Genomic DNA, 14,264 nt, shown 5'->3' with positions numbered 1-14,264 from the left:
TGGGGTGTCGCCAAGCGGCAAGGCACCGGGTTTTGATCCCGGCATTCGCAGGTTCGAATCCTGCCACCCCAGCCATATACTGGGACGTATGCGCCACGATGTTGGCGGGATACGTTAACCAATCCAGGAGTACTCGCCGATGAGTACCGCCAACTTGGCTACTGGAATCAGGGTGCCATACACTGACCACAGTGTATGGCACTTGTTTTATGTACAGGACGTACAGTATATCGCGGGAGGGCAGGAGCCCGGAGCGATGCATGTACAGGACGTACAGTATATCGCGGGAGGGCAGGAGCCCGGAGCGATGCATGTACAGGACGTACAGTATGTCGCGAGAGGGCATAAGCCTGGAGCGATGCATGTGCAGGCTTAATGCACCTTCTCCCAGCAACGACCAGAGGGAATCCGCCGTGTCTTCCAAGCTGATGGTCTTTACCGGAAACGCCAACCCGGAACTGGCCCAGAGGGTAGCCAGCCGACTGTACCTTTCCCTGGGGAAAGCCGATGTCGGTAAATTCAGCGATGGCGAAGTCGCCGTTGAACTGAACGAAAACGTGCGCGGCAAGGACGTGTTCGTGGTGCAATCCACCTGCGCCCCCACCAACGACAACCTGATGGAACTGCTGGTGATGATCGACGCCCTGCGTCGCGCCTCGGCAGCGCGCATCACCGCGGTGGTGCCCTATTTCGGCTACGCCCGGCAGGATCGCCGGGTGCGCTCTGCCCGGGTTCCGATCACCGCCAAGGTGGTGGCCGACATGATGGTCGGCGTGGGTGTCGACCGGGTATTGACGGTGGATTTGCACGCGGAACAGATCCAGGGCTTCTTCGGCTGCCCGGTGGACAACGTCTACGGCTCACCGGTGCTGAATGCCGACATCCAGTCATGCAACTACGACAACCTGATCGTGGTATCCCCGGACATCGGCGGCGTGGTGCGGGCACGGGCCATCGCCAAGCAGCTGGACGATGCCGACCTGGCAATCATCGACAAGCGCCGCCCCCAGGCCAACGAGGCCCAGGTGATGAACCTGATCGGGGAAGTGGACGGCCGCACCTGCCTGCTGGTGGACGACATGGTCGACACCGCCGGCACCCTGTGCAAGGCGGCCGACGCCCTGAAGGATCGCGGCGCGGTGAAAGTGGTGGCCTACTGTACCCACGCGGTACTGTCGGGGCGCGCCCTGGAAAATTTACAGAACTCCCAGCTCGACGAGCTGGTGGTCACCGACACGATTCCCCTGAGCGCGTCGGCCAAGGCGATCGGCAAGATTCGCCAGCTGACGATCTCGGACCTGCTCGCGGAGTCCATCCGCCGCGTGTCCAACGAGGAATCCATTAGCGCGCTGTTCCAGTAGGTTCGGCGCAACTACCAACCCGCTGCCGCGCTGGTCGCAAGCAAGGCAGTGTTATCAAAGGAGTCCAGACGATGTCTGACCAATTTGAACTGAACGCAGCAGTGCGCGAGGACATGGGGAAAGGTGCGAGCCGCCGCCTGCGTCGTCACGCCGGCCAGGTTCCCGCCATCATCTACGGTGGCGACAAAGATCCCCAGCCCCTGACCCTGATCCGCAAGGACCTGGAGAAGGCACTGGAGAACGAGGCCTTCTTCTCCCACGTACTGACCATCAACGTTGATGGCGGCACCACCGAGAAAGCCATTCTCAAGGACCTGCAGCGCCACCCCTCCCGCGACGCAGTCATGCACGCCGATTTCCTGCGCGTGGACGACAAGGTCGCCATCAAGGTACACGTGCCCATCCACTTCCTGAATGAAGAGACCTGCAAGGGCGTCAAGATTCAGGGCGGCATGATCCAGCACCAGGCGACCGATATCGAAGTCCAGTGCCTGCCGACCCAGATTCCGGAGTACATCGAAGTCGACATGATCGACGTCGAAACCGGCGGAATCGTGCACCTGTCCGACATCAAACTGCCGGAAGGCGTGACCTCCGTGGCCCTGGCCCTGGGTGAGGACCACGACCTGGCGGTGGCGTCGGTTATCGCGCCGAAAGGCGGCAGCGACGCTGGCGATGAAGCCGCCGCTGAAGCGCCCGGAGCAGAAGAGGAAGGCGGCGAGGACTAAGCCCCTCGCCGCCAACGGCACTCGCGTTGACTGCAGCCATCAAACTCATTGTTGGTCTTGGCAACCCCGGCGGCGACTACCGGGGGACACGCCACAACGCGGGCGCCGATTTTGTCGAGGCGCTGGCACGCGAGTGCGGCGCCACGCTCCAGAGCGAAGGCAAATTTTTCGGCCTCAGCGCTCGCACCACCCTGGCGGGGCACGACCTGCGCCTGCTGATCCCCACGACCTACATGAACCGCAGCGGCCAGTCCGTGGCGGCACTGGCAAGCTTTTACAAGATCGCCCCCGAGGAAATCCTCATCGCCCACGACGAGCTGGATATTCCCGCCGGCCAGGCCCGCTTCAAGCAGGGCGGCGGCCACGGCGGTCACAATGGCCTGCGCGACATCGTACCCGCGCTGGGCAACCAGAAGAATTTTCACCGCCTGCGCATTGGCATCGGACACCCGGGGCACGCCTCGAAAGTCACCGGCTACGTGCTGGGCCGCCCCTCTGCGGAGGACCGCTCGCGCATCGACCAGAGCATTGACGAGGCCATTGCCGCCCTGCCCCTGCTGCTGGAGGGCGACAACACCCGGGCCATGACCCGCCTACACAGTTTCAAAGCCGCCTGAGGCCCGCGCCCGGGACCGGCCCTACACAAACAGGAATCGCACATGGGTATTAAATGCGGAATCGTCGGCCTGCCCAACGTGGGCAAGTCCACACTGTTCAACGCCCTGACCAAGGCCGGCATTGACGCCGAGAACTTCCCCTTCTGCACCATCGAGCCCAACGCCGGCGTGGTGCCGATTCCCGACCCGCGCCAGCGCAGGATCGCCGAGATCATCAAGCCGCAGCGGGAGATCGCCACCACCATGGAGTTTGTCGATATCGCCGGCCTGGTGGCGGGCGCCTCCAAGGGCGAGGGTCTGGGCAACCAGTTCCTGGCCAATATCCGCGAGACCGACGCCATCGCCCATGTGGTGCGCTGCTTCAATGACGACAACGTAATCCACGTGGCCAACCAGGTGGACCCCAAGGCCGATATCGAGGTGATCAACACCGAGCTGGCCCTGGCGGACCTCGAGAGTTGCGAAAAACAACTGCAGAAGGTGACCCGCACCGCCAAGGGCGGTGACAAGGAAGCCGTGGCAATGAAGGCCCTGCTGGAAAACAAACTGCTGCCGCAACTGAACGAGGCGCAGCCGGTACGCGCCCTCGAGCTGGACGACAACGAGCGCGCCCTGGTCAAAACCCTGCACCTACTGACCACCAAGCCCACCATGTACATCGCCAACGTCGACGAAGACGGCTTCGAGGGCAATGCACACCTGGACACGGTGCGCGAGATCGCCGAGACCGAGGGCGCGGTGGTGGTGGCCATCTGTAACAAGCTGGAGTCGGAAATCGTCGAGCTCGACGACGAGGAGCGGCTGGAATTCCTCAACGACCTGGGCATGGAAGAGCCGGGCCTGGACCGGGTGATCCGCGCCGGCTACCAGCTGCTCAACCTGCAGACCTACTTTACCGCCGGCGAGAAAGAAGTGCGCGCCTGGACCGTGAAAGTCGGCGCCACCGCACCGGAAGCCGCCGGTGTGATCCACACCGATTTCCAGAAGGGTTTCATCCGCGCCGAAGTCGTGTCCTACGACGACTTTATCGCCCACAACGGCGAGCAGGGCGCCAAGGATGCCGGCCGCTGGCGCCTGGAGGGCAAGGACTACATCGTTCAGGACGGGGATATCATCCACTTCCGCTTTAACGTCTGAGGCTCTCAACGCCCCCGATCAGGACCACCGGCCAGCCGCATTGCCGCGCGGCGCCGGTGGTCTTTTCAACCGCAACTGCGCAACAGCCGCTCCCCGCGCTTGCGCACCGCCGCTTTCAGCTCATCCGGGGAAACTACACTGAAATCACAGGGCAGCTGCGCCAGCCACCAGGCAAACCAGCTATAGCTGTCGGTGCGCGTGGACAACAGCAAACCGCCCTCCCCCTGCTGCAGCACCGCCTCTGAACTACCCAGGTGCCGGCTGGCGGAGGCCATGTCCGTATACAGCCACACCTCCACGTCATACTGGCGACAGGCCTTTTGCATGCTGTCCTGCAGGTGCTCGGCGGCGTTGAAGTCCGCCGGGCGCTCAAAGCGCCCCGGCAACGGTTCGACATTCGCCAGGCGGTCGAGCCGGAACGAGCGCAAATCCTCGCGCAGGTGGCAATAGCCGCTCACGTACCAGTGCCCCCAGCGGAATACCAGGCCGTAGGGATCGATCTCGCGCCGCATCCGCTCGCCCTGCCGCGAGGTGTAGTCCATGCTCACCGTTCGCCGCGATTCCGCCGCCTCGGTCAGCCCCAGCAGGACCTCGCGCTGCCGCGGATCGCTGCCGCGCTCGAGCACCAGCCGGGTGTTTTCACGCACCGAGCGCACCCGGTGCTTGAGCGCGGCAGGCATCACCCGCTCCAGCTTGGCCTGCACGCTTTCCAGCGCCGGCCCGTCCTCCAGCAACCCGCTCTCGCGCACCGCCAGCAGGCCCAGCGCAATGGCCAGCACCTCCTCGTTGGTGAACATCATCGGCGGCAGTTTGTAGCCCGCCACCAGCATATAGCCGCCATTGCGGCCCTGCTCCGCGGTGAGCGGGATACCCAGGTCCTCCAGCACCCGGATGTAGCGACGCACCGTGCGCCGCTCGACCCCCAGGCGTTCTGCCAGCTCCGCACCGGACAGGCGCCCATGGCTCTGCAGCAGCTCCAGCAGGGCCAGCACCCGAATTGTCGGCCCCGCCATTGCGCCGCCCTCCTACAAATAACGAGCCATCATCCACTTAATTAGGACGGATTCTAACCTAGTTAGACCGTATCTTGTCGCCAACGGGTGATAAGGCCCGTCACTAAACCCTAGAAGGAGATCAATCCATGACCCAGATGACGTTCTACACCCACCCTCAATCCCGGGGACGGATTGCGCGCTGGATGCTGGAAGAGGTCGGCGCCGACTACGAGGTCCGCGTCATGGACTTCGACGGCAATATCAAATCCCCGGAATTCCTCCAACTGAATCCGATGGGCAAGGTCCCGGCACTGGTGCATGGCGACACGGTGATCACCGAGCTGGCGGCGATCTGTGCCTACCTGGCCGACCAGTTCCCCGGCAAGGGGCTCGCGCCGGCAGTGGACAGCCCGCTGCGCGGCTGCTATTACCGCTGGCTATTTTTTGTTGCCGGGCCCGTGGAGATAGCCATGAGCGCAAAGACTTACAACTGGCGCATCGACGACGACAACGCCTCGTCGGTGGGCTGTGGAAAAACCGGGGACACCGCCGACACCCTGGAGCGGGCCGTGGCAGGTGAATCCTACCTCTGTGGCGACCGCTTCACCGCGGCTGACCTGCTACTGGCCAGCTACCTGGCTTTTGAAATGCAGGTCACCAAGACCCTGGAGCCACGCCCCGCCTTCGTGAACTACGTGGAGCGCTGCCAGGCCAGGGAGGCCGCAACACGGGCCAACGCACTGGACGACGCACTCCCCCAGGCAGCGGCAGGCTGAGCCGCCAGGCCGCAGGCGACGGGCGGGTGGCCGACTCAGGCCACCCGCTGCTCGGCCGGCGGCAGGCGCTCTTCCAACAGCTCCCTCAGTGACGCGATCTCGGCCTGCAGGGTCGCGATATCCGGCTCGCCCGCCGCCTCGGCGTCGGCGCGGGCCTGCCGCTGGTGTTCTTCCTCGAGCCCGTTGACCACAATCCCGATAATCATATTGAGGAAGGCGAAGGCCGAGAGGAAGATAAAACTGAGGTAGAAGGCCCAACTCAGGCCGTAGACCGCCATCGTCTCGTACATGATGTCGGTCCAGTCCTCGAAGGTCATGATGCGGAACAGCGTCAGCATGCTGATGCTGATGTCCCCCCACAAACCGGGGTTGATATCGGCGAAGAAGGTGGTCCCCACCGCGGCGTAGATGTAGAAGATGATGAACATCATCAGCGACACGTAGCCCAGCTTGGGCAGCGCCGCCAACAGGGAGTTCAACAGCGTACGCAGCTCAGGGATGATCGACACCATCCGCAGCACCCGGAAGATGCGCACCAGGCGCCCCACCAGGGCCAGCTCCGAGTCCTCGATGGGAATCAGGCTGACTACCACGATCAGGGTGTCGAACACGTTCCAGCCGCTGCGGAAGAAGCGCTTCTTGTCGGGCTCCGCCAGCAGGCGGACGGTGATCTCCACCAGGAAAAACACCGTGATGGCCCAGTCCAGGGCTATGATGACCTGGGTAACCGTCTCGGGCAGGGCGTAGGTTTTCACCCCGATCACCAGGGCGGACAGCAAAATGATGGATACCACCACCATCTCGAACAGTTTGTTGGATCGCAGGCGCTCGAATCGGCCCTGCCATTGCCGGGAGTTCAGCGTTGTCATATCGGGTTTCTACGTCGGGTTAGTGCAAGCCGCACCCGCCGATGCCAATCGGGGGAGCCGGCGACCGCGCATTATAATGCGCCGCGCGGCCCACGCCACAGCGTAATACCTGGCGGCCAGCGGGGCGGCTTTCTGTGACCGCGCACGGCAAAATTGGTTCGCCCCCGTCCTCCCAAAGGCGCCTTCGGGACGCTTGACTTGCCCCCCCAAAATGGGCAAAATGCGCGCCTCTTCGGGACCACGAGGTCCCATTGACCGATGTGGCTACGTAGCTCAGCTGGTTAGAGCACAGCATTCATAATGCTGGGGTCGGTGGTTCAAGTCCACCCGTAGCTACCACCTCCCTCCTGAATAGCATCACTTGGCATCACGCCAAAGCACTTCCTATACCCCAAAAGCCGCGAGTCGGTGCCGAGCTACCCGACCAGCTCACTTTTTCCACCGCCGCTATCAATTCTCCGATTTCAGTGGCGGAATAATGCGTTGTGATCTGGCCGTTTTTGTGACCCAGGAGCACCGGGGCATCACGGAGCCGGATCAGGCGGGGTTGGATCTGCATGGCTAGCGACCCTAAATAGACGGCGGTAATCTGCTCCCGCCGGTGACCGGCAGGGCGGTTTCCGCTTCTCTTTTGTGAATGGGGACCGAAACCAGCACATGTTCCATGGGCACGGGTTCAGCCGACGCAGCACCGGCGGCACTTGCCGCGGCGATCAGCAAATAGCGTTTCATGTTGTCTACTGAATGCAGTTGGGGGCTTGCGTGATTCAGGCGACGGCGGGCGGTCCCCGGGCGAGGTGGATGAAGGTGGCGTTGCCGCATGCGGCGCGGGCCACTGGGGCGGCCACCGGGCTGTGGGCAATGAGGATGGGCGGTAGCGCCGCCTGGACCAGGGCGGCGCTCTGGCTGGAGAACTGGCACAGCGGGCAGTCGGCGGCGCGGTCCTCGCCGAGCTGGTCGTGCTGCGCCTCCAGTACCTGCGAGCCGAGCAGGATCAGCAACGCGAGTCCGCGGCGCAGCTTGGGTGCGTACTGTGTCAGGCCTTGCAGCATGTCCGGCATCGTTTCGCGCCGCGGCTGGTGCAGAGTGCCGCGAGTATACACGCCGGCGTATCGCGCGGTGAAGTCCTGGCCTTGTCCGGTAGTGGCTCAGTTTGAATCGTCATTTCGTAGGGTGCCTACCGAGTGTGCCCCTGCCTGGTCTACGGCGCTCCGTGTATGAACACCCCGTTTATTGTTCCCTGTAGGGCATTTGCACTATTCCCAGTCGATGGTGGCCAGGATATCTTGGCAGAACACAGACGCCGAGTTAACTGCGACGTTAATGTGCCAAGCCATGTTTACCATGCTTGGTGTTACAGAACTCCACAGAAAAGAACTGTAAATCAGGGGCGATGACATGAGTATCGGGAAATTTTCGTTTATTTTTGCCTCCTCACTATCGTTGCTGTCCTCCTGTAGCGATTCAACTGGTGGGCCCCCGACTGACCTGGCTGGCGAGTTTGGGGAGAACTGGCCTTTCACCGTCAACACAGGAGAGTTCAAGTGCATCGTGGACAATGGTGAGAAACTGGCCTTGTTTGTACACGATGGCACCGAATATGCTATCAATACCTTTGCCAGGCAGCGGGAGTATCCCAGGGCTGATCCGATTTTGAAGGATCACCCAAGTTTCGGTACCAAGGTGAATATCCCGCTCTCTGTCACCAGGGCTGCGTTGAATAGATGCGAATCCGCTGAGGAATAAAAAGTCCTGACAATAAGAGCCCACGGTTTCGGAGTCAGTCTGTCAGCGCTGCTCCTGTCCTGTTTCTCGGCCGTCAGTCATGCCGAGATCGATGGTTATGGACCCGATACCTGGCGGGTTCACAATATCGCTCCGGGAGAGGTGCTCAACGCCCGGATCGGGCCCGGCACGAACTATTATCCTGTCATCGATGCTTTCGAAGCCGATGAGCGGGGCTTGCAGCAAGTCACCTGTGTTCCTCTCCTGACAGGGGCGACATACGAGAAGTTGACGCAGGCGCAGTTTGACGCGATTCCCGAGCGTTGGTGCCTGATGCGTTCGGCGGATCTGTCCAGGGCCGGCTGGGTGCCACAACGCTACCTGGTGGGCGATGCATACGAAACAGCGCAGACTTCGGCACCGGCTGGAAGCGATGCCATGATTGCCGATGCAGTGCTGCTGGTGCGTGCGCTCTACAAGAACGCGGGTTCCGCTGCGAATGTCGACTCTCATCCGCTCGACCCAGCCAATGCATTGAACTACTTTTCGGCTGACGTTGTACAATCGATGCAAGCGCAGCCGCCTCAGGCTGATCCAGTATTTGGCGTCCAGAATTTTTCTGGAAGCTACGGCGAGCCGGTTCCAGACCCCGGTCAAGCGATGTTTCGCGGGATGATTAGCTTGAACGTGGAAATTGTGAACTTCGGCCATCACCACACTGCGATCTTCCGACTGCGAGCCGACCCCGACCAGCCCGACGCCCCCATACGCATTTTTCGCATCGAGCATGATAACTGGTCCTTTCCCTAACCTGAGAACTCGCAATAAAGGCATAGGAGCTATTAACGGCCTATCGAGAGTAGACATCCTCGCTGTACTGCAGTCTTGTTTGGCCAAGCGTCAGCACAGGCCTTCATCGAAAAATTTCGACAATGTCTCTACGCTTCCAACCAGTGGTTGGCGGATGAAAAACAACAGAAGTCCGATAGGAACGTAACCGAAGTGGCATCAGAGGGAAAGTCCGGTTTTCTTTGCCTACAATGGCGCGCCCAGTACTTACGCTGCAGTCAGCCACCATGGTGTGGCCGGCGACAACACCATCAGATCGAGCAGGGGGCAGGGCTATCCCCGCCGCCCTCCCACGCCATCGGGCATACTGCATGGTAGCCGGGTCCGACAACGGATCAGAGTACTGTTTCCACATAAGGGCACAAAACAGCGCGGGGCCACCGTTCGCAGGGAGCAGTACCCCGGTGACTCCGATCCAACTTAACGCAGCCGGCATGGTTTCCGGCATATCGGGTGTTGCGATCGCTACGCTGAGCGGAGGTGGGACTGCCCGCACGTTTGCAACGGGGTCGGTGATTCGGAAGAGGCGCCCGGCCGTATTCGCGACCGATTTGAACCGGCTTTGCCGGGGGCTTCGACACCAGCTGGCATTCCTGTCAAACACACTTGGGCACTGGGGGGGCTGGCGGCGTTGATGCTGATGGCGAGTAGGGCAATGTGGAGGAAGCCCGCGCCACATCATTGAAGGAACGGGATTTGCATCGGCGACGGGTACCCGACGCTGCCCGTGACATTCGATATCTCGATCAAGCACGCCTATAATCGCCCCCCCGTGCGGGACACGGGCACTCCCCGTTGTGGTGGCTAGCCTAATGAGCCCCGAAACCCATACTGCTCCCTGGTGACGCTGGATCAAGATGAACCGCGGGGGCACTGCCCAACCAGGCCGTGCCCCAGCTTGTCATTTTACGGTGGTTTCCTTGCAGGGGGAATGCCCACATGCGCTAAGGAAAAGTACCGGCTGGCCGATAACGATGAGGGATTCTCCACTGGTTGCGGCTAGCCGACCGACTATTGGCGTAAACATTCAACAAAGGTTCAAACGAGAATGGCATTTGATTACGGGTCAATTGATCTGGGGCTGAAAAACCCCTTTAAAAAGGAAGGCCTGGTTACGGCGCTTCGCGGTGGCATCCAGGCGGGCCTGGGTATGTACCTATTGGTCGCCGCCGCCTCGGAAGTGAAGGAACAGCAGCTCGTGGGTTGGGTTCTGGTGCTGTTTGGCGTTTTCTTGCTGGGCGCCGGACTGCGTTCAGCGGGGGCTGGCGCCTATGCCATGCTGCGCTACTTTGTCGGGCGCAATCACCCGACGTCGCTGGCGCGCAATTTCAGCAAGTCGGAAGCCAGCACTTCCCAGGAAGAAGCCGCCCATGTGGCCTACAGCGCCCAGCTTCTGGAAGAAATGCTGGTGGGGCGAAAGAACAGTACCTTTAAAGAGCCACGGGGCTTCCTCGCGCGGCTTATCCACAGCATTTTTCCCAAACTGCTCTTCATGCCCTACCCGATCCGGAACCTGGCGCAACGCTTGTTTGGCACCTGGGTGAAAACCCTTGTCGCGCTACTGGCCTACGGTTTTGTCGCTTTTGTGTCCTTTGCGGGCTTTGCCGGAGCGGCCGGCGAACTCATGTTCCCGCTGTACTCAGCGCTATTGCTGGGCTATTTGCTGTGGATCTGGCGCTCCGCGGGGCGGCCGATCGACCGCAAGGCTGAAATGCAGATCGAAACATCCTCTGTGGCCGGGCTGGTGAAAGTGATTGCCATGTCCCTGCTGGTTCCTGTCCTGCTGGCTCTCGCCGTCACCTGGCTGATGCAGCAAACCGGTGTGGATCCGGCGGAAATGCACGCAGTGATCGATCGCTTGCCCCAACTGCACATCGCCTGGTACATGCTGGGCATCTTTGCCCTGGCGGGTTTGGCGAGCGTTTTCCTGGTGACCATGCTGCGCGCGCGCCTGCAGGCCGCCAACCCCGTGGCGGAAGTCTCCGAGTTACGCGAGAACTGGCAGGAATCCATCCATCCCGACGAAATTTTCATCAATCTCGACAATCTTGTCATGGCAAATCGCCGTTACAAGGAGGTGCCGAACCGCGTCTATCGGGAATTGGACCCTCAGCTCGAGGAGCAGGTTGATGAAAAAGGCGGCTTTCGCGGCGAGATGATGCAGGAAATTCAGCCGCGGGTTAAACCGATGTCCCTGGGCGCCCTGTTTGAAAAAGCCCGCCTGGGCAGCCTGCTGGTGGGCAACCTGTTGTTTGTGGTCGCGGTAATAGCCACCTTCTTTCTGGCGTACAACGTGGCCGATGCCCTGCAATTCTTCAGGTTAATGTGGGGACAGCTCGACGCCGAGACTTTCCTGTCGTTGATGGCGCCCAGCCTCGCCAGTAGTGGCGAGCCCTATATGATCCGCGACCTGGTAATGTCCTGTGTGCACCTGTTGCTACTGGGCGTGATGTTCAAGGCCTTCGCTCGTATCCTCACCAATGCGGCACATGTGTTTTTCGCCGAGATCCAGTTTGAGTCGCTGCTGATCTACTTCAAGTGCGAAGGTACCTTTACAGAGTCAAAGATCTCCACCGGCACCGGTATCTATGACAGTACCCGTTCAGAGAACACCCTGGTGCGCAGCAGTATCACTCCGTGGGTGATTGTGTCGCGTATCGTATCGACGACATTTGCGGCAACGGGTTTGAAAAACCTGGAGCACCCGCGTCATATTCTGGAAATGCACCGTGACGAAAACGAGCTGCTGTCGATCAAAACCGACGTGATCAGCTTCCTGAAAGACCGGGAGTCGATTGCATCCATCACCAGTCACCGCGACCTGGCCAACGCTTCCCAGCTTCACCAGCTCAACGAGCAGACCCGTGCATCGACTGGCGCCGCCGCGCTGACGCAGGACGTTGAAGCCGCCAGCTATGCCAGAAAGGAGGCGTCGCTGCTCGAGGGGGACAGCTAGCTCCAAGCCTCGCGCTGGATACCCCCGGGCCGGTGCGCCCGGGGGCTGGCGCATTGGCCGTACACGACTTTCCACGCGCCGCTATTCGAATAGCTTGGCCAGCAGGGCAATATTGCTCGAAAAGCCCAGTTCAAATGCGCTGTCGGCATCCCGGTCGAAAGGGAGCTGGCCATCGGTGTAGCGCACATAGAGGGAATAGTCCTCGCTTTCGATAAAGCGAAACATCCGCGCCGGCACGCGCAGGGATACCGACCAGTGATCAAACTCGTCGAGATCCGCTTGTTCTATTTCCAGGGGGGCGCTGAGTTCGCGAAAGTTCCGGTAGCCCAGCGAGAGGGTGACGGGCAAGTCCTTCACCACCTGCATGCTGTACTGGTAGCCAATTTCCAGCGTAATGCGGTCATAGTTGTCATCGCTGGTGAGCCTGCCGCGCAGCTCGTTGTCCGCGGCGTCGACGCGCTCCAGCTCCAGCCGCAGGGACGGCCAGTGCCGGGCAGACACAACCCCCGACACACCGTAGACATCGTGCGTGTCCGAGTAGTCCTGGTTGCCTTCGAGGCCGGCCTGCAAGCCGATCTCATAGGCATAGGCGGGCCCGGAGGCCTGGAACAGGCCATCAACCGCCGCCTGTGATATGCACCGACGCGATGCCCGCTCGTAGGCCTCAATGGCGTTTTCATCGCCCGGACGGGGCACCTCCAGCTCGCCCTTGCACTGCTGATAGGCCAGTGTTTGAGGGGGGCTTTCGCTGTTCGCATATGGCACGGCCCCAAACCAGCCGCCTATATAGGCGAGCGAAGCCATCACCGACGACAAGTCCTCATTGTTTGCGGCACTGCCAAAGGAGTAGCTGCCGCCAATGTTCAGCTTCGCCTCCAGGGCGGCGAGTGTCGCGACGCCACTACTGGTATTGAAACCCTCGCCTGCCAGGTAGGCATAGCGAAGGTCGTACTTGATGTTCCAGCCACCATTCTCACTGGCGGCGTCCGGTTCCTGGTAATTGATATCGAGAAAGCGGGAGCGCTCTGACAACACGCTGGCGAGCGCGGCCCTGGCGTCTTCGTTGAGCAGGCCCCGCACATCCTCCAGATAACCCGGAAATGGCGGTGCGTCCTGCGCCGCGGCAACCCCAGCGAGCAAGCAGGGGCAAAGCGCGATCGATCGCGCGCCCGCCATCAGCCGACCCCCTGTTCGTCCGGAAACAGGTAACAGTCATCCGCAGCCAGGGCACTCAGGGAAAGCCGGCACTCCCCCTGGGTAAACTGGGAAACCAGCAGGTTGAAGGCCTCGTCCTCGCCAATCCCCCCCGGCTGCGCTGAATTGCCCAATGCCGCGTGAAAGGCGAGAAAGCCTCCCGCCACGATGCGCATCTCGTTGCGGCGAACCACTGGCGACACGTCCGCGTTGAAAAAACTCATGTCCTTTACCCGCGGGTTGGCGAGCACCCCGCTATAACCCTCCGGATAGGTATTGGCCCAGTAATCGATACTTACCTGGTGGGCAACGGCGGTACTCCACCCGTTGCTCCCGCCCGCGCCCGCCGCCACTGCACCACCGCCGACGGAGTTCGCGACCGGCGCAAGTGCCGCGGCCTGGAGTAATGGCGCAATGGTCGGACCGGGCCTAACCAACCGGCCGATCTCCTCAATCGCTTCCAGATAGGCTTTTATCAAGTAGCGCCTGCGGCGTTTGGCATTGGCCAACTCCTCGTTGTTGTCGATGAAGAAGGGCTCAGCGATGACGCAGGGCGCATTGGTGTAGCGCAGTAAGTACCCTCCCCGCTCTTCAGCTGAACGGGGCCTGATACCCCGATTCCTGTTTTTCAATGCATCGACCAGCTTCGCGTTCAGCATCCCGGCGATTTGACCGCCTGTTTCGGAGCGGTGGTAATACAACACCTCGCTACCCGATGTCCGTTTGTTGTAGGCGTTGCAGTGGAGGCTCACGACAAAATCCGGCCCCAACTCGTTGATGTCCTGGGGCAGACTGCGGTAGGTGCGGCGGTACACGCGCTGGATGGCGACCTCGCCCTGCTTCGCCTCTATGTCACGTGCCAGCGCGTCATTGAAATCAAATTCAGTGACCTTGCTGTCTTCGTTCACGGCGCCAGGTGACGCGTGTTTGTGGCCTATTACCAGAGCACAGAGCATGCGACTATCGTCAGGCATTTCAACCCCCCTTGCTGCGGGCGATAACCTTGCCGGCACTTACGCCTAAGAATCTGGAAGTCTTGGAAAACCATGGACGGGGC

Annotated in this window: 14 protein-coding genes and 2 tRNA genes; 10 read left to right on the top strand and 6 right to left on the bottom strand. The window is 61.1% G+C overall.

Annotated features, from left to right (window positions below):
* The 5 genes from JYP50_RS01845 to ychF all read left to right on the top strand — a co-directional run bounded on the left by JYP50_RS01845 (position 1) and on the right by ychF (position 3,843).
* Positions 1–75: transfer RNA gene (locus JYP50_RS01845), tRNA-Gln, on the top strand.
* A gap of 353 nt (positions 76–428) precedes the next feature.
* On the top strand, positions 429–1,361 hold the full coding sequence (locus JYP50_RS01840) for a ribose-phosphate pyrophosphokinase (RefSeq protein WP_206558880.1): 933 nt from the start codon (positions 429–431) through the stop codon (positions 1,359–1,361).
* A gap of 71 nt (positions 1,362–1,432) precedes the next feature.
* Positions 1,433–2,089 carry a 50S ribosomal protein L25/general stress protein Ctc gene (locus tag JYP50_RS01835; protein WP_206558743.1) on the top strand — a complete coding sequence of 219 codons (657 nt, stop codon included), beginning with the start codon at positions 1,433–1,435 and terminating at the stop codon, positions 2,087–2,089.
* Positions 2,090–2,115: 26 nt separating this feature from the next.
* The gene (pth, locus tag JYP50_RS01830) at positions 2,116–2,706 is read left to right on the top strand and encodes an aminoacyl-tRNA hydrolase (protein WP_206558742.1); all 591 of its coding nucleotides are present in this window, start codon (positions 2,116–2,118) and stop codon (positions 2,704–2,706) included.
* 42 nt (positions 2,707–2,748) lie between these two features.
* Positions 2,749–3,843, top strand: a complete 1,095-nt coding sequence (ychF, locus tag JYP50_RS01825) for a redox-regulated ATPase YchF (RefSeq protein WP_206558741.1) — start codon at positions 2,749–2,751, stop codon at positions 3,841–3,843.
* Positions 3,844–3,908: 65 nt separating this feature from the next.
* Here the strand turns inward: ychF and JYP50_RS01820 are convergent, their stop codons facing one another.
* Complete coding sequence (locus JYP50_RS01820) at positions 3,909–4,856, bottom strand: helix-turn-helix transcriptional regulator (protein ID WP_206558740.1); 948 nt, start codon at positions 4,854–4,856, stop codon at positions 3,909–3,911.
* A gap of 128 nt (positions 4,857–4,984) precedes the next feature.
* On the opposite strand from JYP50_RS01820, the gene JYP50_RS01815 reads away from it, so the two are divergent.
* Complete coding sequence (locus tag JYP50_RS01815) at positions 4,985–5,614, top strand: glutathione S-transferase family protein (protein ID WP_206558739.1); 630 nt, start codon at positions 4,985–4,987, stop codon at positions 5,612–5,614.
* A 35-nt stretch (positions 5,615–5,649) separates the two neighbouring features.
* Here the strand turns inward: JYP50_RS01815 and JYP50_RS01810 are convergent, their stop codons facing one another.
* Complete coding sequence (locus tag JYP50_RS01810; protein ID WP_206558738.1) at positions 5,650–6,483, bottom strand: ion transporter; 834 nt, start codon at positions 6,481–6,483, stop codon at positions 5,650–5,652.
* 262 nt (positions 6,484–6,745) lie between these two features.
* Here JYP50_RS01810 and JYP50_RS01805 point away from each other — a divergent pair.
* Positions 6,746–6,822: transfer RNA gene (locus JYP50_RS01805), tRNA-Met, on the top strand.
* 231 nt (positions 6,823–7,053) lie between these two features.
* On the opposite strand, the gene JYP50_RS01800 is transcribed toward JYP50_RS01805, so the two are convergent.
* Positions 7,054–7,215, bottom strand: coding sequence for a hypothetical protein (locus tag JYP50_RS01800; RefSeq protein WP_206558737.1), 162 nt, complete (start codon positions 7,213–7,215; stop codon positions 7,054–7,056).
* A 35-nt stretch (positions 7,216–7,250) separates the two neighbouring features.
* Positions 7,251–7,586: a hypothetical protein gene (locus tag JYP50_RS01795; RefSeq protein WP_206558736.1), complete on the bottom strand. Its 336-nt coding sequence runs from the start codon at positions 7,584–7,586 to the stop codon at positions 7,251–7,253.
* A gap of 295 nt (positions 7,587–7,881) precedes the next feature.
* On the opposite strand from JYP50_RS01795, the gene JYP50_RS01790 reads away from it, so the two are divergent.
* From JYP50_RS01790 to JYP50_RS01780, 3 genes are all read left to right on the top strand, one after another.
* A complete protein-coding gene (locus JYP50_RS01790; RefSeq protein ID WP_206558735.1) occupies positions 7,882–8,229 on the top strand; it encodes a hypothetical protein in 348 nt (115 codons plus the stop codon).
* A gap of 141 nt (positions 8,230–8,370) precedes the next feature.
* Positions 8,371–9,018 (top strand): hypothetical protein, encoded by a 648-nt coding sequence (locus tag JYP50_RS01785; protein WP_206558734.1) that lies wholly within the window; start codon positions 8,371–8,373, stop codon positions 9,016–9,018.
* Between the two features lie 1,087 nt (positions 9,019–10,105).
* On the top strand, positions 10,106–12,013 hold the full coding sequence (locus tag JYP50_RS01780) for a hypothetical protein (RefSeq protein WP_206558733.1): 1,908 nt from the start codon (positions 10,106–10,108) through the stop codon (positions 12,011–12,013).
* Positions 12,014–12,094: 81 nt separating this feature from the next.
* Here JYP50_RS01780 and JYP50_RS01775 read toward each other — a convergent pair whose 3' ends face one another.
* Both JYP50_RS01775 and JYP50_RS01770 read right to left on the bottom strand, forming a co-directional pair.
* Complete coding sequence (locus JYP50_RS01775; protein WP_206558732.1) at positions 12,095–13,189, bottom strand: hypothetical protein; 1,095 nt, start codon at positions 13,187–13,189, stop codon at positions 12,095–12,097.
* On the bottom strand, positions 13,189–14,163 hold the full coding sequence (locus JYP50_RS01770; RefSeq protein WP_241262746.1) for an N-acetylmuramoyl-L-alanine amidase: 975 nt from the start codon (positions 14,161–14,163) through the stop codon (positions 13,189–13,191). Before JYP50_RS01770 ends, JYP50_RS01775 begins: the two co-directional genes overlap by 1 nt.
* Positions 14,164–14,264 lie beyond the last annotated feature (101 nt).

Source organism: Parahaliea mediterranea, from assembly GCF_017255185.1.
Lineage (GTDB): Bacteria > Pseudomonadota > Gammaproteobacteria > Pseudomonadales > Halieaceae > JAFKCZ01.
The sequence above is the reverse complement of the archived record's forward strand: the minus strand, read 5'-3'. Positions and strand labels throughout refer to the sequence as shown.